Genomic DNA, 18,280 nt, shown 5'->3' on the forward strand with positions numbered 1-18,280 from the left:
TTATTAAGTATATAATAATCTCTGCAAATAGTTTTGTCAAGTATGGATGTGGCTTGGGGCACTCATACAAAGTGCTTCATAATAACTTTTAGAATTACGAATGCGGAAAATACCATACTTTTAGGTATTCTCCGCATTAAAGTCTAATTTTGTTTTCCAAACATTTCTAGATATTTTTCTGCTTGTTCCTGCGAGATATCCAGCTCGTTCATCAGTTCATCTAAGATAGTTGCATCTGATTCATTATATTTTCGCCCCATTTTAATGATGCCTTTTGCTTCTCCCTCTACCTTTCCTCGTACTTCTCCCTTCATCTCTCCCTCTTTTGCAATTTCTTCAAATAATGTACACATACTGATTTCTCCTTTCCTATCATACTCAGTCAAATCAACCTCACTTTTCGTCGCCGCCGCTATTGCCATGATAACTGATTTGTCCACTATATTTTCAGTCTCATATTGGACTGCTTCTCTTTGCCGCTCTTCCTTTGTTACAATATTATTATATAATATCTCAAATAAATCAAACAGGCTTCTATTATTCCCATTTCGTAATACCAGATTATTTTTTCTCACCTCAACAAGATGCATCTTGTAATCATTGACGTAGTGCCTTAACTCCTCTGATATATGTAACATTTCGTGCATGCTTTTGGCTGCATCCCATTCCCGCTCGCCATAGTATATCAATACCGTGATGACCGGTAAAAGCTTATCTTCCTTTTTTATCCCTGAGATAAATTCATCCTTTGATAATACTTTTTTCCCTTTGTGTTTTTCTTTTAGTTTATCACACTGTTTCTGATATGCATAGGTATCATATGCCATTATTCGAAGCGGCATGGTGTAGTCCACTCCTTGCTGATTTTCAATGCCAAGCAGCACGTATTCCATGCTTTCGGTCTGTTTCACCAGCTTCAATACATCTCTTGCCGCCTGTATGCTATCCGCAAATTCGGCATGCTCATTTACCGATGACATTTCGGTATCCTTGTCAATCAACTCTTCGGATTTGATAACCGACCTTCCCCCGAATAACACTGCATTAAACAAATCCGCAAACTCTTCATTCCGGTTCCAATAATTTTTTAAAATAGTGTCTGGTTTTAAATTTTGCTTTGTTTTTGCAGTAATAATACATACATTACTTTGGAGTTAATGATATAATTATCATATAGATGGTCTGTAAGTTAGTAACCATTTAATTGGGGTTATTACGTAAAATCATTTATATTCTATTTGGTGAATCTATCAAAATAGAAATTTAATTTCTAGGAAGGGAGGAATTTAACATGAAAGCAGATATTTTTATTGAAAGAGCAAATTGTAGGAGGTACATTCTCCCATAAAATAATTTAAGGAGATAAAATGGAAAATATAATTACAGATAGATTAATTATTAGAAGGTTTGAACAAAATGATTGGCAGGATTTATATGAATACTTGTCAGACAAAGAAGTTGTTGCATTTGAACCATATGATATTTATTCAAAAAATCAGGCTAAAGAAGAAGCAATTAGAAGGTCAAATAATGAAGCTTTCTATGCTGTTTGCTTAAAGGAAAATGGAAAGTTAATAGGAAACTTGTATCTGGGTAAAGAGGACTTTTCTACATGGGAATTAGGATATGTGTTTAATCGTAAGTACCAAGGTTAAGGCTATGCCACAGAGGGTGCAAAGGAGTTACTTGACTATGCCTTTACACGTCTAGAAGCAAGGCGTATTATAGCCATGTGCAGTCCAAAGAATGACCATTCTTGGAAGTTGCTCGAACGCTTACATATGAGGCGTGAGGGTTTACTTTTGCAGAACATTTATTTTAAAACCGATAGCAATGGTGAACCCATTTGGCTTGATACTTACGAATATGCTATATTGAAAACAGAATGGTGTAAATAAGATAGCCAAGAATAGTTAAAATAACAAACAAAATTTGAGGCGTTTTTAAACGTAAACTAAGGGAAGTCATATGGTGACTTCCCTTAAAAATTCCATTACCGGTATTATTCTAAAACATAGGCTTATTTCTTTACAATAACACGCTTGGATATATCTTCTTTCTCTTTTGCATCCGGTTCTGATCCGATACCGCCAAATGGCATCTGTCCTATCAGGTTCCAGCCCTCCGGTATATCAAACAGCTTTGCCACCGCTTCATTGATAACAGGATTGTAGTGCTGTAAGGAAGCACCGATTCCAACTTCTCTCAATGCCGTCCAAATGTTGGATTGAAGCATACCGTTTGACTGATTTGCCCAGATTGGGAAGTTTCCTGCGTATAATGGAAATTGCTCCTGCAATGCTTTTACAATATTTTCATCTGTAAAGTATAAAACTGTGCCGTATCCGCTCTTAAAGCTATCGATTTTCTCACGGTCTACCTCTCCGCCAAAAGCATCATAGACAGCGTTCCACAACTCATCCTGCTTTGCACCTAGAGCGACAACAGCTCTTGCACTCTTCATGTTAAATGCGTCCGGTGTTGCCTCAACTACCTGCTCAATCAGCTCAATTACCCTTTCTTCTGCCACCGGTAACTCACGGTTAATGTTGTAATAGGTTCTTCTTTTTTCAAGACTGTTAATAAATGACATAATATTTTCCTCCTGTTCACTTCTATTTTATTTTTTCATTTCTATCACTAAAATATGAGACTTTTCCAAAGCTTTTATATGCAAGCTTTCTTCGGCTGCTTCCAATCCATCCTTGCTGCTCATCTCCTCATCGTTGATGATACTGCTGCCTTCTATCTGAACCAGATATGCCTGCCGTCCAAAACCAACCTCAAAATCAATTTCCTCATTTGGCTTAAGCTCGGTCACGTATAAATTGGCGTCCTGATGAATCTTAATCGGGGCCTCTCCCTTTGATCCAGCTACAATTTGGAGCCACCTGCTTTCTCTGTCCTCCCACGCAAATTTATAATCACCATAATTTGGAGTATGCCCCGCCTTATCTGGCATTATCCAGATTTGTAAAAACCTTGCTGTTTTGTCTCCCAGATTGAATTCGCTGTGGTAAACGCCTGTGCCGGCACTCATGTACTGAACTTCACCCCGCTTTAGAGTGTTTTTGTTTCCCATTGAGTCGCCATGTGTCAACTCACCGTCCACCACATAGGATACAATTTCCATATTCTGATGTGGATGAGTCTCAAAACCTGTTCCCGCTTCCACCAAGTCATCATTGATTACTCTCAACGTACCAAAGTGAATGTTATCGGGATTATAATACTCTGCAAAGGAAAAATGAAATATGCTGTTTAACCAGCCTTTCTTGCTTTTTCCCATTTTATTATGGTCAATTCTTCTTACCATATTACTTCACATCCTTTTATTTTACCGTTTTTTGTTCCAATAAGTCCTTCATACGAAAAAGCCCCTGTATTAGCTCTTCTTTGTCCTCTGTTGTCACATCATTCAGTATTTCCTTTAAGAACTGTTCATGTTTTGGATAAATATCCGAAATAAACTCCTGCCCTTTTTCTGTTAATTTTACAAACCATACGCGGGCATCCTTCGGACATCGATACCGCTTTACATATTCCTTTTCTTCCAGCCGATTTATAATATATGTCATGGAACCGCTTGTAACTAACACCTTCTCACATAGCTTCTGCACCGGCATATCGCCTTTGTGAAGCAATGCCTCCAGTACGCCGAACTCACTGACTGTCAGTCCAAAGCCTCTTACATTTTTTTCAATTAAGGTAAACAGAGCGTTATGACTTCTGGATAGTGCTATCACCAACTTGGCTGCTTTTTCTCCCATTGGTTCTGCCTCCTTTTTTACAATTTTTTCATTTATCTCGATATCAAGATATTACCACTGTTTTATCTTGATGTCAAGATATCTTTTGATAAATTTTTATTAATTTTCTATTTATATTTTGTTTACACGTATCGCCCTTGCATTAAAAACCTACTATGCTATAATTAGTTACTATAAATTTACATTGAACATGAGAAAACAAAAGGAATAAAAAACAGGAGACAAAAATGAATCAGAATTTTCATACACAGAAAAACAACCTTAACCTTTATAATTTAAAACCAGAAGAATTCCCTGCCGTCTATGCGTTGATGCAGGCTTCTTTTCCTCCTGCGGAATTTCGCTCTTATGAGGCTGCGCTCGCTTTGTTTGAACAATCCGCCTATCAAGTTCTCACCGCAAAGCAAGAGGAAACCGGCATGATACAGGCATTTATCGCAGAATGGACATTTGAGGATTTTCATTATGCAGAGCATTTTGCTGTAAATCCCGAATTGAGAGGAAACGGACTTGGCTCAAAGATGATGAATGCCTATTTGAAACAAGTAAACAGTCCTGTTGTGATCGAGGTGGAGGCAGCAGACTCGCCCGAGGCGATAAGGCGAATCGGTTTTTATGAGCGTTTAGGATTTTGTTTGAGCGACGTTTATTTTATGCAGCCAAAACTTCAGCCCGATACAAAAGATGTAATGCTTCGCCTTATGCACTATCCAGCCTCCATTTCCGCGGACGCACTTCTTCGGATGAAGGATGATATTTTCAAAACGGTCTATCAGCTTTGATTATAAAAAGATTGAAACGGTTATAAAAGTTTGATATAATTCATTTTAATTTTTAAGAAAACTACTGACCGCGCAGACAGACAAAGGAGAATACTATGTTTCGTGAAATGAGAAGAAGCAAACAGCTTTTACCGGAAACTGATACGAATGAAATATTAGAAAACGGCACCACAGGAATTGTTTCCGTTTTGGGTGATGAAGAATACCCGTATGGAGTCCCTATTAATTATGCCTATGAAAACAATACTGTTTATTTTCATTGTTCCAAAGCAGGGCATAAAATTGATGCCATCCGAAAGCATGATAAAGTGTCCTTTACGGTTATTGCCAGTGATTTAGTTGCCCCAGAAGAATTCACCACACATTTTAAAAGCATCATTGCCTTTGGCAGAGCTTCTGTTGTGGAAAATGATGACGTTAAACTTCACGCTATGAGACTTCTAAATCAGAAGTATTCTCCTGATTTTATGGAGAGCGGAGAAGAGTCTATCAGACAAGCTTGGAATGCACTTGAAGTTGTTCAGATTGAACTTGAACATGTGAGTGGAAAGCAATCGAAAGCATTTTTATAGGAATAACAAAGAATGTGCAAAGCACATTCTCCGCGCCCGAGCGGGTTGCGTAGCAACTACTTCCACTCCGCGAGGTGCGCATAATATTTTTCATATCATAGGAAATCCGAAGGAATTTCCTATGATATTCTGTATTTTTTGCTGAAACATGGTTCACTATATCATATCACGCCTGCATATTAAACGTATTCCCTGTCTCTTCCACACCATCAACAGAAATGTTTGACAATTGGCTGCTTCCTTGACTTGCTTGTTTGGCTGTATTCCATGCCCTGCTGTACGTCAAGCACATCTCGGTCTGGCGTGCTGCCTCCGCATTTGTAGTAAACATGGTCCAGCCATTATTTGAATAAGTTGCCACCATTTCCCCGTTGCTATCGTAAAACTCGGCATATGTTACAGCATTAGAATCTTTTTGGTATTTTACTTTCCCATCATTTAATAATAATTCCATCAAATTCAGCGGCTCAATGCCTGCTGCATTATTCTTCGCAATTTTTTGTAGCCCTGCTTTTATAACGCTCTCTCTGTCTGGAGAAACTTCCGAAACATAGCTTTTCATCAACTGGACAAATTCATATGACTCATTTTGAAATTTCCCTGCCGCCTGGTCTTTTATTGCCTGCTCGACTATTGCTTTTTTATATTCCGAATCGCTGCTGCCTGATTTCTTTTTTGAATAAACATAATCAGCATTAAAATTTGGCAGGCGGATTCCTGCAATGCTCCCAGTGTAAGACGATGCTCGGTTTTGTGTTGCATTACTCACATACATAGTATACTCTCCTTTAAACTCATGATCCCTCTTTAAAATGTCTTCACTTATGTTATCGGCAGCAAGGAGAAAATTCTTTAACTATACACTACTTTCTCTTTCGTGCTATTCTTTTGCCACTAAACTGATTTCTTCCCTTTGCTCCTCTATACTTACCAATAGCCCTTCTGATATCAAACTCACCTGACACTCACAATCAATTATAGTATGCAGTGTGTGAAACAGCACAGAAAATGGATGAATTGCCTTTCGTATGTTGATTGTATAGGTATCGTTTTCTCTTGCGATGGTGAGATGAAGCATCACTTCTTCCTCTGTATTATAAATCTGGCAGTCCGCCTTTTTCCCATCCTCTAATGGCATAACATGTAATGTTACGTTCTTTGCAAAGTCGTACTCCACCTCTTGTTCATTATTGCCGATTGGTATGATTGTATTTGGTCTGGCATAAAGCGGCAAGTGAAAATAATCGCAGCTTTCTTCATAATATGTTCCGCCTTCTTTACAATTGCCCGTTAGCAAATCAACCCATTTTCCTTTCGGAAGATAATAAGTTACTTCTCCCTCCTTTGAAAATACCGGTGCAACCAGAAGTTTTTCTCCTAACATATATTGTGTGTCTAAGAAGCGGCAAGCCGGATCTTGAAATTCCAATACCATCGTTCTAAGCATAGGAATGCCTGTTTTGGCTGTCTGAATGGCTTCGCTCCATAGATACGGCATTAATTTACATTTTAACTGGGTAAAAAATTTTAATACCAAAACAGACTCTTCATCAAACAGCCACGGAACCCGATAAGAAGTGCTCCCATGCAATCTGCTATGTGTGGAAAGAAGTCCAAAGGCAACCCAGCGCTTATAGATATCAGGTGGTGCCGTCTTTTCAAAACCGCTGATGTCATGGCTCCAAAATCCAAAACCTGACATGCAAAGCGACAAACCTCCTCTTAAGGTTTCTGCCATAGATTCATAGGTCGCCCAACAATCGCCTCCCCAATGCACCGGGAATTTCTGGCTGCCTGCGGTTGCGGAGCGTGCAAAAACTGCTGCTTTCTTCTTACCAAACTTTCTTTCTAATAGCTCAAATACACACTGGTTATACAAGTAAGTATAATAATTGTGCATCTTTATAGGGTCCGAACCATCATAATAAACTACATTCGTTGGAATGCGTTCGCCAAAATCCGTTTTAAAGCAGTCTACACCCATGTCAATGAGTTTCTCTAATTTTTCCTGATACCATTCATAAGCTTCTGGATTCGTAAAGTCTACAAGCCCCATACCTGCCTGCCATCGATCCCACTGCCACACATCTCCATTTGCATATTCCACTAAATAATGATTTTTCATTCCCTCTTGAAACAAAGGGGATTTTTGTGCAATATATGGATTAATCCAAACACAGATTTTTAGCTTTTTGGCTTTCATCCTGCGCAACATTCCTACCGGGTCCTGAAACGTTTTTGAGTCCCATTTAAAATTACACCACTCACACTCCTTCATCCAAAAGCAATCAAAATGAAACACATGCAAAGGAATTTGTCTCTCTTCCATTCCATCAATCAAACTTGTCACCATTTCTTCGTCATAGTTTGTTGTAAAGGAAGTGGAAAGCCAAAGACCAAAGGTCCACGCAGGCGGAAGCGAGGGGGTTCCCATTAGCCTTGTATAATTTTGCAGCACCTCTTTCATTGACGTTCCGCCAATCATAACATAAGAAAGCTGCTCACCTGCAACGCTAAACTGAACTCTCTCTGCCTGCTCTGATGCCACTTCAAAGGAAACCTTCTCCAAATGTTTTACAAAAACCCCATAATTTTTATTGGTGATATAAAACGGAATATTTTTATAAGATAATTCAGAGGAGGTTCCTCCATCTTCATTCCATATATCAACTGCCTGCCCGTTTTTTATAAATGGTGTAAAACGTTCACCCAATCCATATACATATTCACCTACTGATAAAGTCAACTGTTCTCTTGTATAAACCTCATCTTTCTCATTTTTAATATTGGCAATTGCCTTTGATTCACTCTTCGTGATTTGTTTTCCTTCATAATAATACTCCAATGAGAAAGGAGCCTTCTGTATAACTGCTTCCAGCTTACCCGAACGATAATGATAGCTTTCTTCTTCCTCCCAAAATTCAGGTTCAACGCTATCCTCATGAAAGCAAATAAATTCCGGTCCATGCTTTCGCAGTCCTTCAAAATGATTAATCTGCACTTGAATCGTGTCATGCAGGTCACTGGTAAAGTGAAGGGTAAACGTTCCTTGGTCAAGTGTCTGCGCTCTATCTTCAATTTCTTTTGTATAAACATAGACCGTAAGCTTTCCGTCTAAAAAACATGCATCAAATGCCTGCTTCGGATTTAAGATGCTATGTTTTTCCCTTAATAACCATTGTCCGTCCGTAAATTTCATATATTTACCCTCCTATCCTTTCACAGAACCGGCAGCTACGCCGCCTACAATATATTTTTGTCCCAAAATAAATATAATAAGCACCGGTACTAGTGTCAGGATAATATCGGCACTGACCAGATTCCACGAATTTTCAAATACACCAAAAAAGTTATATACGGCTAATGTCATCGGCCATTTATTGGAATTATTCAAATAATAAAGCGGCATCATAAAGTCATTCCACACTGTCATAAAGTTAAGTACAAATAAGGTCGATAAAATCGGCTTAAAAAGCGGCAATATCACAATCCGAAAAAGCTGAAAGGGTTTGCACCCGTCAATAATTGCCGCCTCATCAATTTCTCTTGGTATTGTCTCCACAAAGCCATATGACAGAAATAAACTTAGCGGAATATTGATTGCCGCATAAATAAGTATAATTCCAAGTCTGGTGTTCATAAGTTGCAAAAGCTGCATTACCTTCATCAATGCCAACGTATTAATGGGCATTGCAATGCCTGCAATAATATAATAATATATGAAACGATTTACGCCCTCTCTGTTTCTTCCAATTACGAAAGCTGCTGCCGATACAACCGCTACAATAATGGTGACACTGCAAATTGCATAGAAGAAACCGTTTAGAAAGGATGTAACTAATTTTCCCTGTTCGATTACTGTCTTATAATTTTCTACCATCCATACCTTTGGCAAGGCTAGAGACATGGAGTTTGCTTCTCCCGCTGTTTTAAATGAATTGATTAGCAAAACAAAAATCGGTGTGATTACAATTAAGCTAAGAAAGAAGGAAAGGCAGTTGGCTAAAATATGTAACAGGTTTTTCTTCACTTGCTGCATTAAGCATCTACCTCCTTATTTTCCATGGATTTTAGTATAAAATAAAGCAAGGCAAGAATAAAAAAGAATAAAATACTGGAAAGTGTCGTTCCCATTGCCAGATTCCCTTTTGAAAACTCCTTATATACCGCTGTATTGATTACTCCTGTTGCATTTCCGGGTCCTCCGTTTGTTAAGGAATAAATCATGTCAAATACACGAAGACCATACGTAACATTCAAAATAATTACATTTGCAATAACCGATTTTAGTAACGGAATTGTAATACTTCCCGTCTTTTGTAAAAAACTGGCTCCGTCTATATCTGCCGCCTCATAATACTCGGGCGAAATAGAAACCAAACCGGCAATGATTACAACCATAATATATCCCATGCCCTTCCATACATCAACAAACGTGACACTTGGAAAAACAAGCTTTAAATCCGTGAGCCAATTCATTGCCCACCAATCAAGCCCGATGCTCCTCAAAAAATTATTTACAAATCCGGTTGTCGGATGAAGCATGCTCTTAAAAACAAGACCAACCACCAGGTAAGACATTACCTGAGGCGAAAAGATAATGAGTCGATGCAGATTCTTTAATTTAATAAATTTTTGTGTCAGCAACAATGCTAAACCAAATCCAACCACTGTTTTTACAAAGGTCGTACATACCGTAAATAAAAGAGTATTGCCGATATACTTTAAATATTCTGAATGACCGGAAAAAACGCTGATATAATTTTTAAAGCCCACAAAATTGATTTCACTTGTAAAACTATTCCAATCGGTAAAAGAATATAATATCCCCAAAATACCTGGAATAAAGCATAGCAACGAGTATATAAATAATGCTCCGCCGGCAAAATACCAAGGATATATTTTTTTTCTGTCCATCTCTCTCCTCCATCTTCCTTTTCACCTTTTGTCATAAGGGGAAGGGTACTTAAAACACACCCTCCCCCTGCATATCTTTTATTTTGACCAGCTCGGGTCTTTTTGCAATAACGCCTGCTCATTCCTGCGGTCCATAAAGGTCTTTAATACATCCTCAGGTGTCATGACACCTGTATACATGGATTCTAAGTCCTTTCCGACATCCATCCATTGATAGTCCACATAATTTACTGCTACCTGTACTACTGTTGCCTTTTTATGATCATCAATGTAAGCCTGATCGTCTGAAGAATATCTGCCTGCAATCTCCGGCCAGCAAACCTCTGATAGTCCCGGCTGTCCATCCAAACGTGCCTGTAAGTTTTCAGGTCTTGCTAAGAATTCAAAGAATTTTTTTGCAGCATCTACATTTTTGCTGTTTTTATTAATGAAATATGCATTGCTTGCAGGGTTTACACCAATCACCTGATTATCACCCCAAGGCATTACAAAAATTCCAAGCTTATCGATATCGAAATCAGGAAAATCTGCCTTTACTTCATTTCTCCATGCAGCCTCCGCAATAAACATCGCTGCTTTTTCACTGGCAATTGCCTCTTTCGCATTCTCTACTGCATTACTTAAATAATCCTCTCCAAAATATCCGAGTTCTGCACATTCCTTTAACTGAGTGATAATGGTTAATAAGTCCGGAACCTGATCAAAATCAATTTGATTTTGATTCAATTTGTCATAAAGGTCCGCATCCTTACTTAAATACAAGCCGCCTGTTTCAAAAAGAGGTAATACCTGATGCCATCCATTGGTAGTAGCTTCATAAACCGGTGTGTAACCCGTGTCTTTGATTTTCTGACACACATTTTTGAATTCTTCATATGTAGTTGGAACTTCTACACCAGCCTTTTCAAATATTTCTTTGTTGTAAACATAGAAGTACATTTTTTTACCCGGAAATGTAATACCGTAAATATTGTCATCGATTGAAATTGCCGGAAGTACATTTTCATCAATTCTTGCCGCCCACTCTTCATCTGTAAGCGGAACACAATACTCATCCATCCGCATACTGGAAGCGAGGTTAATCGGAGTATCTGCACAGAATATATCCGGTGCTTCTCCTGAGTCTAACTTCACTTTTAACAAGTCCCTCCACTGAGCATCCGGTGATATCTGAAAATCAATCGTAATTCCCGTCTCCGCTTCGAATTTTTTTGCTAACTCCTGTACAACCCCCGAGGTAGGAAGTCCTGACTGATGACTGCCAAAGGTCAATGTAATCTTCTCTGTGCTGACTGCCTTATCCTGTGTTGTACTATCTGTACTTCCCTCACTTTGCATATTACCGGTTGTACTGTCTTTGTTACTTTGACAACCTGCCAATGTTCCGATTACCAGAGCAGACATTAAAAAAATTGCTGTTACCTTTTTCAAATAATTCTTTAACATACCTTCCTCCATTTCTTCTTGCAATATAGACTCTGCTATCCATTGCTATCTTGCATCTCCCTTATTGATAACATCATCATATCACACTGTGTTTTTGTGCAAAATGGATAATTCCGAACTTCTTTTTGCATTTTTTTGAACAATATTATATAATGTCTCCAAGGGGATGGACGATATGGGGAAAAAACATTATTCGCAAAAGATTTATTTATTTGCTTTTTACGGTGTATTCACATTGTTACTATTGCTATTATTCTTTAGCTTTTTTTATTTGTTTTACAGTAAAAAAATAAATACGGATGCGCAAAAACAAATTGAAAATTTATGTACCTCTGTCAACAATTCCGTTTTGGCAGAGCTGGATAATATGTCAACAATCTCGATGAATATTACTTACTCCAATGTAATAAGAAGTAATTTTGTTGAGCTTTCTTCTACTTATAGTCAAAATACTCTGACTAAAATGGATCTATCTGCCTCAAGGCAGCAAGCTGTCGCAATTTTTGATGCTATCACCTCAATCATCGGACCTTTTCAAAGCGCCTCCGAAGTTAATTTATATACCTTGTCAGGTGAATGTGTGGAATCTGGCTTTTTTCAGCGAGTGACTCACATTACCTTAGAAGAACAAAATTGGTATGAAGAAACAAAGGAATTACGAGGTTCCAAATTCATCAGCCAGCCAGTCTACAAATCCTATCTCCCGGGCGAAGGAGCCAACCAAAACAGCCAGATGTTTATATCCTTGACCAGACAAATATACAATAGTGCAAGTGAGCCGGATGGCTTCATCGAAGTAATCCAAGACTGCGGACGCATTTTTTCTCTGGTTTCTACACTGGAGAAGAACAATCCCTCAACCTCGGTTTTTATCTACAATAATCGCGGAGAACTGGTTTATCCCTATCATTCAGATTTTCAGCCAAAAGATAATTATTTTACTTATATTAACGATTCAAATTTGAATACTTTAAATACGAAAATGATTACTCTTAAAAATGACGAAAAGGTACTATACACTTACGACGTGATACCAAATTACGATTGGTTTATCATCGTAACGGAGCCGCAAGCTTCTGTAAATGCTTCTCTTCATACCTTTCGAAATATATTTTTTGCTATTGCAATCGCTACTATTATTTTAACCTCTGCCTTATGCTTTATCATTTCAGAAAAATTAACCTATCCTTTAAGTAAATTAACCAACGCGACGAAAAAATTAACCATTAATCGTGTTTTGGATGAAAATAAAAGTATATTAACCTCTGCCGATAGTAACATTGCAGAAATAGCACAATTATGTGATTCGTTTCGGACCATGTATGAAAAGCTGAGGATTTCTACTCAGGAAGTGCTCCTCTCTCACTCGGAAGAAACAAGGGCAAAATTACAAGCAACTCAATCCTTAGTGAATCCGCATTTTTTATACAACAGCTTAACACACATCAGCATAATGGCGGAAGAAAATATGAATGATGAAATTGTATTATTATGCGATTCCTTGTGCGATTACTTTCGGTATATATCGAACTCGTCTCACACGCTCGTTTCCATCTCACAAGAAATCTTACACACCGAAAAATACATAGATTGTATGAAGCTTCGTTTTGGGAATGGCTTCTTCTATTCCTGTGAGATAGAAGAAGAGGCAAAACAGATTATGATTCCCAGATTAATCTTGCAGCCTGTTGTTGAAAATGCCTTCAAATACGCATTTCAAAAGCCTGCACCTTGGAAGCTTTCCGTAAAAGCATTTGTCAGAAAAGGGTGTTGGATGATATCCATTACCGATAATGGCGGTCTTTTATCTGAGGAAAAAAAGAAAGAATTATTAGATCTTTATTCAAACTTAAATAAAGAAGAGGAATTAAACTCTTTGCAAATAGGTGGAATGGGCTTAAAGAATATCTATTTAAGAATGCAGCTTCTTTATGGAAAACAAGCGGTGTTTGAAATTGAAACTTCGATTTCTTTACAGACTACATTTATTTTAGGCGGTCCGATTCATCCGGACAAGGAGGGCTATCATGAGTACTATACAACAATATAAATATATGGTGGTAGAAGATGAACCATTAATCAGGCAAAACATTATTAAGAAAATAGAGTCTCTAAATCTTCCGCTTACGCTTTGTGCGGAGGTAAGTGACGGCTCTATTGCCATAGAGTCTATTTCAAAGTTACTTCCAAACCTAATTATTACAGACATTCGAATGCCTCAGTGTGACGGACTGGAATTAGCTCGTTATATTAAAGAAAACCATCCAAGTATCAAAACAATTATTTTAAGTGGATATCATGAATTTTCTTATGCCCAAAAAGCAATGCGGTATAATGTTTGCGATTATCTTTTAAAGCCCTTAAAGACCGATGCTTTGCAAGAAACCTTACAACAGGTGTTATTATCCTTAGATTCTAACATAGATAAACTCGGTTGTTTGCACATAAATGCGTATGATATGTCACCCGAAAGAATATGCAAACTAATGCTCGACTACTTTCAGCAGCACTACAAAGAGGATATCTCCATCAGTTCTTTGGCTGATACATTAGGATTTTCCATGGAATATCTGGCTCGGATATTCAAAAAAGAAACCGGCTTATCTCCTTCTAAATATTTGACAACTTTAAGAATAAATGAAGCAAAGCTTCTTCTTTTATCGCACTCTACGCTGGAGGTAGGGAGAATTGGTGAAATGGTAGGCTATAAGGATGCCTTTTATTTTAGCAGAGTATTTAAAAGCAATGTCAATATGACACCGAGTGAGTATCGACATGAAGCTTTGTAAAAACTGCATAGTGGTCGAGTAAATCGACCACTAAAAAACAAAAAACTTATACTCTTTACTTGGCAAACTCTAAAACCCATTTTTTGAGCCTTATTCTTTTATATATCACTTCTATATTTAATTAGTCTATACTTTCCCATTGGCATTTATCATAAATATCTTCCCAATATTCCGGTGATGATTCTATAGCCTCATCATCATATCCGTACTTTTCAGATGTATTATTATAAGCGTTGGACTGATTATAATTTTTGTTGGATGACTGATAATCGGATTCGTAACGTGCCGTTTCAGTAGAGATGCTACTTATTCGAGTGCAACCTCGTTTACAACTGCCACAGGTGGGACATATGTACCAACCACATATAGGACACTGTACATTCTCTTCTGTAACACCCGTATGACAATTCCAACAATGATTTCTATAGGTTCTTTTTATCTGTATATTTGTTTCACTGTAATTATTTCTTCTTTCCTGCAAAGCAGACTTTTCAGCATTTTCCATAGATGTTTTTACAGTATCATATACAGGATATGCCACCGCAATGACTGGTGTTAATATGGCTAACGTTATACCGCCAAGCACACTCAATAGAGTCGGTTTGCAAGCTATTATAAACATTCTTACTACCCATATCGTTAATTCCCTTACAATTTCTTTGAATTTACCCCAGCCATTTAATTCATCATCATCAAGGATTTCACTAAATGTATTCAGGATATTTGTTAATTTCCCCTCTCTTTCTTCTAATTCAGGGAAGTCTACCTTTAATTTGCTTAATCTATCTCTGCTAGCTGTAATCTTTTCTTTAATATTTTCCCATAAAGACTGTGCGTTGTCCTTTAAGTATTCTTCAAGCCTATCTGTCTTCATAGAAGCAATGTGTTTCACTTCTTCTTTTACAGAACCAACAGCATTGATAGTATACTTAGCTGCTGCCTCAATTTTCTCTTGATTCGCCTCTGCAAATGCTCTAGCATTTTTTCTCATTTCCATTTCTTCTCTTGTATAATTCCCCATTCTTTTACCTCACACCATTGTATATATAAGTACTTTTATAGATTATTCTATCATGTCTTACTTACCTTTACAATCAGAATGGCAACATGTTTATTATCAGTTTTATGCTAATGCATTTCATATATTACAGAAAATCTTTCTTTGTATTATTATATTTTTAATTAATTTTATTGCCTCTAAAAAACAAATAAATATAGGAGGTTTTTAAAACAAAATTGTTGTAGAATTGTTGTATAGGTTGATTTTTACCTCTTTCTGTGTTATAGTAGGAACGTTGCAAACCCTTACAAACACAGGGTTTTCTACTTATCAATTCGTGTGTTCGAGACCTTCCACACGTAAAACAAAACTAAAGGAGAACAAAAATGAAATCAAATCAAAAGGTATTATTCATCGTGCAAGCTGCGATGATAGCAGCTATCTACATCGTGCTGACTTACTTTGTCAACGCATTTAATCTCGCAAACGGTGCAATTCAGGTGAGAATTTCGGAGGCATTGACTATATTGCCGTATTTTACACCTGCTGCCATTCCAGGATTGTTTGTCGGCTGCCTGCTCAGCAATATTTTAACAGGCTGTATGCCGCTTGACGTCATATTCGGAAGCCTTGCAACCTTAGTTGCAGCATGTGGTACCTATGCACTTCGCAAGTACAGATGGCTGGCTCCGGTTCCGCCAATCCTTGTAAACACTATCGTAGTTCCGTTTGTTTTATCCTATGTATACCAATTCCCGGGCTCTATTCCGTACTTTATGCTGACGGTCGGCATCGGAGAGATTATATCCTGTGGTATACTCGGAAGCCTATTACTGACTGCCCTAAATAAATATCGACACGTTATATTTACTTCACCGGCAAACCAAAATTAAAAAATAACCCCAAAACAAGGTCTGATAAAAACAAAGTGTCTGCATTTTTTATTTAAAAGCAGACACTTTGTTTTTATTTTTTAAATCTTTGGTTGCCGGATTATCAATAAGCTGTCCTTCCTCTGTAAAGCGTGAGCCGTGACAAGGGCAATCCCATGAATGCTCGATTTGATTCCACTTTAATGCACAGCCCATATGCGGACAACGTTTAAAGGTTGGCGTCAGAAGGTTGACCACTGCTTCAAATGCATTGGCAGCAAGCTGAGGACGAAGAATGGTGCGTGAGGGCGAAAAAACCTGCTCATATGGATTTTCTTTTCCCTGAACGATATCACAAAGAAGCATTGCAGATACCATAGCGGAGGTCATACCCCATTTGTTAAAGCCTGTAGCAACATACAAATCCACTGTTCTTCCTGAATACCTGCCAATATAGGGAATACTGTCAAGCGTCATACAGTCTTGGGTCGCCCAGCGGTATCTTATTTGTGCATTTGGATAATATCGTTTCGCAAAGTCTTCAAGCTCTCTAAAATTGCCGCCCCATTTACCTGTTCGGTGATCACCTCCACCGATGAGTAATAGATTTTCATAATTTCGAAAAGACATTCCCTTTTGTGCTTCATCCACATACATACCGTTTATATTGGATGCGTTTTCCAGTGCAATCACATAGGAACGATGTTGATACATTTTCAAAAAGTAACTGCCGTGCTTATTTATAAATGGAAAGTGGGTAGTAACAATAATTTTATCAGCCGTAATTTTTCCGTGGTCCGTGACTGCCGTTGTTCCAATCAGCTCTCGGACAGTTGTGCGCTCATATATATTAAGTCCTTTTGCAATCCCTGCTATAAATTTCAGCGGGTTAAACTGTGCTTGATTTTGAAACTTAATTGCTCCCGCAAGGGTAAATGGAAGGGATAAGCTATCCTCTTTCTGTGCTGAAAATCCTATTTTTTCAAGTGCTGATAGCTCTTTTTCAATTTTATCTTTATCCTCAAGAGAATAAGTAAAGGCATCTTTTATCTCAAAATCACAATCAATATCACGGCAAATTTCACCGTATTTGTTAAGTGCTTCTTCATTGGCGCGAAGATAGAGCCGTGCTGTTTCTTTATCAAATTCACGAATGATCTTATCATAAATCAAGCCATGCTGTGAGGTGATTTTTGCTGTTGTATTTTTGGTAATACCGCTGCAAATTCTGTCCGCCTCCACAAGTGTGTATTCAACTTTGGCTTGTTTCAGCATATATGCGCACAAAACTCCCGCTATGCCGCCGCCGATTATCAAGACATTCGTTTTTATATCATGTTCTAGTCTGTTAAATTCTGTTAAATTTGAATTCTGGGTCCAAACAGAAACCTTCATATTAACCACCACCATACGTTTTAAGTATATTGTTAGTTAATAAGGTCTTTCCTATTCATATAACAAATCCGTTGCTCTAACTATTTTCGCCCACTCTATCAAATATAATCATACCGCCCTTTTCCCGGTATCCGGTATCCCAAAGCTCCCGAAGTGACAGCCAATGATAGTTTGCGTAGGTCGCAACCTTCACCATCATCTCACCGTCAAACTCCTCATAGCCGACGATTAAAAACCAATGCCATGTAAAAAAATTAAGGCTTCGCTTTTTATGCTTGAGCAAAAGATAAGGAATAGGAAGCTCTTGATCAATCTGCGTTTTCACCTTCTCTATTGCCTTTTCCACTTCCAGCTCTCCTGAAAATCCGCTTACCGTAAGCTCTTTCTCGTTCGTATCCTTAAAATACTGCTTGGCGCCGTCTATATAAATATCAAGCGTATCAATCCCCCGAAAGCGCGGTCTCAAATAAGGCTTCATTTTCTTAGAAAATTCGATATATGACTCCTTATCCAGCGCTTCTACATCAAATGGGTATAGATTGCTCTTCTCACTATGAAGTGCCAGATAAATACTTGTATCACAAAGGGTTGCCGCTGCGCATCCTCCCATTTTCATCATCGGATCTCGAAACCAGTCCTGATTACCACCATAGGCTCCGTCTATCTTAAAATAAGGTAATTCCTTTCTCATCCTTCACCACTCCTTCTATACCATAGTATATTCAATTCTTTGAAAA

17 protein-coding genes and 1 pseudogene are annotated in these 18,280 nt (G+C 37.9%); 6 read left to right on the top strand and 12 right to left on the bottom strand.

From position 1 onward, the window contains the following. Positions 1 to 143 precede the first annotated feature (143 nt). Positions 144 to 1,052: an Rpn family recombination-promoting nuclease/putative transposase gene (locus CTY48_RS01760; RefSeq protein ID WP_236354686.1), complete on the bottom strand. Its 909-nt coding sequence runs from the start codon at positions 1,050 to 1,052 to the stop codon at positions 144 to 146. Between the two features lie 315 nt (positions 1,053 to 1,367). On the opposite strand from CTY48_RS01760, the pseudogene CTY48_RS01765 reads away from it, so the two are divergent. Further along, positions 1,368 to 1,898: pseudogene (locus CTY48_RS01765) on the top strand (GNAT family N-acetyltransferase). 122 nt (positions 1,899 to 2,020) lie between these two features. On the opposite strand, the gene CTY48_RS01770 reads toward CTY48_RS01765, so the two are convergent. Genes CTY48_RS01770 through CTY48_RS01780 form a run of 3 tightly spaced genes read right to left on the bottom strand, consistent with a single transcriptional unit; the run spans position 2,021 to position 3,770 of the window. Further along, positions 2,021 to 2,593, bottom strand: a complete 573-nt coding sequence (locus tag CTY48_RS01770; RefSeq protein ID WP_099466804.1) for a nitroreductase family protein — start codon at positions 2,591 to 2,593, stop codon at positions 2,021 to 2,023. Between the two features lie 27 nt (positions 2,594 to 2,620). Then, positions 2,621 to 3,316 carry a pirin family protein gene (locus CTY48_RS01775; protein WP_099466805.1) on the bottom strand — a complete coding sequence of 232 codons (696 nt, stop codon included), beginning with the start codon at positions 3,314 to 3,316 and terminating at the stop codon, positions 2,621 to 2,623. Between the two features lie 16 nt (positions 3,317 to 3,332). Continuing rightward, positions 3,333 to 3,770 (bottom strand): MarR family winged helix-turn-helix transcriptional regulator, encoded by a 438-nt coding sequence (locus tag CTY48_RS01780; protein WP_099466806.1) that lies wholly within the window; start codon positions 3,768 to 3,770, stop codon positions 3,333 to 3,335. Positions 3,771 to 3,997: 227 nt separating this feature from the next. On the opposite strand from CTY48_RS01780, the gene CTY48_RS01785 reads away from it, so the two are divergent. Then, positions 3,998 to 4,552 carry a GNAT family N-acetyltransferase gene (locus tag CTY48_RS01785; protein ID WP_099466807.1) on the top strand — a complete coding sequence of 185 codons (555 nt, stop codon included), beginning with the start codon at positions 3,998 to 4,000 and terminating at the stop codon, positions 4,550 to 4,552. 95 nt (positions 4,553 to 4,647) lie between these two features. Further along, positions 4,648 to 5,124, top strand: a complete 477-nt coding sequence (locus CTY48_RS01790; RefSeq protein WP_099466808.1) for a pyridoxamine 5'-phosphate oxidase family protein — start codon at positions 4,648 to 4,650, stop codon at positions 5,122 to 5,124. A gap of 166 nt (positions 5,125 to 5,290) precedes the next feature. Here CTY48_RS01790 and CTY48_RS01795 read toward each other — a convergent pair whose 3' ends face one another. The 5 genes from CTY48_RS01795 to CTY48_RS01815 all read right to left on the bottom strand — a co-directional run bounded on the left by CTY48_RS01795 (position 5,291) and on the right by CTY48_RS01815 (position 11,487). Further along, on the bottom strand, positions 5,291 to 5,899 hold the full coding sequence (locus CTY48_RS01795; RefSeq protein ID WP_099466809.1) for a hypothetical protein: 609 nt from the start codon (positions 5,897 to 5,899) through the stop codon (positions 5,291 to 5,293). A gap of 105 nt (positions 5,900 to 6,004) precedes the next feature. Then, positions 6,005 to 8,323: an alpha-xylosidase gene (yicI, locus tag CTY48_RS01800; protein WP_099466810.1), complete on the bottom strand. Its 2,319-nt coding sequence runs from the start codon at positions 8,321 to 8,323 to the stop codon at positions 6,005 to 6,007. Positions 8,324 to 8,335: 12 nt separating this feature from the next. Continuing rightward, a complete protein-coding gene (locus tag CTY48_RS01805; protein ID WP_099466811.1) occupies positions 8,336 to 9,163 on the bottom strand; it encodes a carbohydrate ABC transporter permease in 828 nt (275 codons plus the stop codon). Next, on the bottom strand, positions 9,163 to 10,041 hold the full coding sequence (locus tag CTY48_RS01810) for a carbohydrate ABC transporter permease (protein WP_099466812.1): 879 nt from the start codon (positions 10,039 to 10,041) through the stop codon (positions 9,163 to 9,165). Before CTY48_RS01810 ends, CTY48_RS01805 begins: the two co-directional genes overlap by 1 nt. Before the next feature lie 78 nt (positions 10,042 to 10,119). After that, positions 10,120 to 11,487, bottom strand: a complete 1,368-nt coding sequence (locus tag CTY48_RS01815; RefSeq protein WP_099466813.1) for an ABC transporter substrate-binding protein — start codon at positions 11,485 to 11,487, stop codon at positions 10,120 to 10,122. Between the two features lie 175 nt (positions 11,488 to 11,662). Here CTY48_RS01815 and CTY48_RS01820 point away from each other — a divergent pair, with 175 nt between their 5' ends. Then, positions 11,663 to 13,537, top strand: coding sequence for a cache domain-containing sensor histidine kinase (locus tag CTY48_RS01820; protein WP_099466814.1), 1,875 nt, complete (start codon positions 11,663 to 11,665; stop codon positions 13,535 to 13,537). Further along, the gene (locus tag CTY48_RS01825; RefSeq protein ID WP_099466815.1) at positions 13,515 to 14,276 is read left to right on the top strand and encodes a response regulator transcription factor; all 762 of its coding nucleotides are present in this window, start codon (positions 13,515 to 13,517) and stop codon (positions 14,274 to 14,276) included. The genes CTY48_RS01820 and CTY48_RS01825 overlap by 23 nt, the downstream gene beginning before the upstream one ends. A gap of 121 nt (positions 14,277 to 14,397) precedes the next feature. Here CTY48_RS01825 and CTY48_RS01830 read toward each other — a convergent pair whose 3' ends face one another. After that, positions 14,398 to 15,297 carry a hypothetical protein gene (locus CTY48_RS01830; protein ID WP_099466816.1) on the bottom strand — a complete coding sequence of 300 codons (900 nt, stop codon included), beginning with the start codon at positions 15,295 to 15,297 and terminating at the stop codon, positions 14,398 to 14,400. A 365-nt stretch (positions 15,298 to 15,662) separates the two neighbouring features. Between CTY48_RS01830 and CTY48_RS01835 the strand changes: the two genes are divergently transcribed. Then, positions 15,663 to 16,169, top strand: a complete 507-nt coding sequence (locus tag CTY48_RS01835) for a QueT transporter family protein (protein WP_099466817.1) — start codon at positions 15,663 to 15,665, stop codon at positions 16,167 to 16,169. Positions 16,170 to 16,217: 48 nt separating this feature from the next. On the opposite strand, the gene CTY48_RS01840 is transcribed toward CTY48_RS01835, so the two are convergent. Both CTY48_RS01840 and CTY48_RS01845 read right to left on the bottom strand, forming a co-directional pair. Continuing rightward, positions 16,218 to 17,543, bottom strand: a complete 1,326-nt coding sequence (locus CTY48_RS01840) for an FAD-dependent oxidoreductase (RefSeq protein WP_099466818.1) — start codon at positions 17,541 to 17,543, stop codon at positions 16,218 to 16,220. A gap of 76 nt (positions 17,544 to 17,619) precedes the next feature. Then, positions 17,620 to 18,234: a hypothetical protein gene (locus CTY48_RS01845; RefSeq protein ID WP_099466819.1), complete on the bottom strand. Its 615-nt coding sequence runs from the start codon at positions 18,232 to 18,234 to the stop codon at positions 17,620 to 17,622. Between the last annotated feature and the right edge of the window lie 46 nt (positions 18,235 to 18,280).

Source organism: Konateibacter massiliensis (assembly GCF_900184995.1).
In the GTDB taxonomy this organism is placed as follows: domain Bacteria; phylum Bacillota; class Clostridia; order Lachnospirales; family Lachnospiraceae; genus Lachnotalea; species Lachnotalea massiliensis.

What these genes read in the sequence shown, in the direction of transcription:
- CTY48_RS01770 (WP_099466804.1), bottom strand. Translation starts at nt 2,593, where the DNA reads ATGTCATTTATTAACAGTCTTGAAAAAAGAAGAACCTATTACAACATT.
- CTY48_RS01775 (WP_099466805.1), bottom strand. Translation starts at nt 3,316, where the DNA reads ATGGTAAGAAGAATTGACCATAATAAAATGGGAAAAAGCAAGAAAGGC.
- CTY48_RS01780 (WP_099466806.1), bottom strand. Translation starts at nt 3,770, where the DNA reads ATGGGAGAAAAAGCAGCCAAGTTGGTGATAGCACTATCCAGAAGTCAT.
- CTY48_RS01785 (WP_099466807.1), top strand. Translation starts at nt 3,998, where the DNA reads ATGAATCAGAATTTTCATACACAGAAAAACAACCTTAACCTTTATAAT.
- CTY48_RS01790 (WP_099466808.1), top strand. Translation starts at nt 4,648, where the DNA reads ATGTTTCGTGAAATGAGAAGAAGCAAACAGCTTTTACCGGAAACTGAT.
- CTY48_RS01795 (WP_099466809.1), bottom strand. Translation starts at nt 5,899, where the DNA reads ATGTATGTGAGTAATGCAACACAAAACCGAGCATCGTCTTACACTGGG.
- yicI (WP_099466810.1), bottom strand. Translation starts at nt 8,323, where the DNA reads ATGAAATTTACGGACGGACAATGGTTATTAAGGGAAAAACATAGCATC.
- CTY48_RS01805 (WP_099466811.1), bottom strand. Translation starts at nt 9,163, where the DNA reads ATGCAGCAAGTGAAGAAAAACCTGTTACATATTTTAGCCAACTGCCTT.
- CTY48_RS01810 (WP_099466812.1), bottom strand. Translation starts at nt 10,041, where the DNA reads ATGGACAGAAAAAAAATATATCCTTGGTATTTTGCCGGCGGAGCATTA.
- CTY48_RS01815 (WP_099466813.1), bottom strand. Translation starts at nt 11,487, where the DNA reads ATGTTAAAGAATTATTTGAAAAAGGTAACAGCAATTTTTTTAATGTCT.
- CTY48_RS01820 (WP_099466814.1), top strand. Translation starts at nt 11,663, where the DNA reads ATGGGGAAAAAACATTATTCGCAAAAGATTTATTTATTTGCTTTTTAC.
- CTY48_RS01825 (WP_099466815.1), top strand. Translation starts at nt 13,515, where the DNA reads ATGAGTACTATACAACAATATAAATATATGGTGGTAGAAGATGAACCA.
- CTY48_RS01830 (WP_099466816.1), bottom strand. Translation starts at nt 15,297, where the DNA reads ATGGGGAATTATACAAGAGAAGAAATGGAAATGAGAAAAAATGCTAGA.
- CTY48_RS01835 (WP_099466817.1), top strand. Translation starts at nt 15,663, where the DNA reads ATGAAATCAAATCAAAAGGTATTATTCATCGTGCAAGCTGCGATGATA.
- CTY48_RS01840 (WP_099466818.1), bottom strand. Translation starts at nt 17,543, where the DNA reads ATGAAGGTTTCTGTTTGGACCCAGAATTCAAATTTAACAGAATTTAAC.
- CTY48_RS01845 (WP_099466819.1), bottom strand. Translation starts at nt 18,234, where the DNA reads ATGAGAAAGGAATTACCTTATTTTAAGATAGACGGAGCCTATGGTGGT.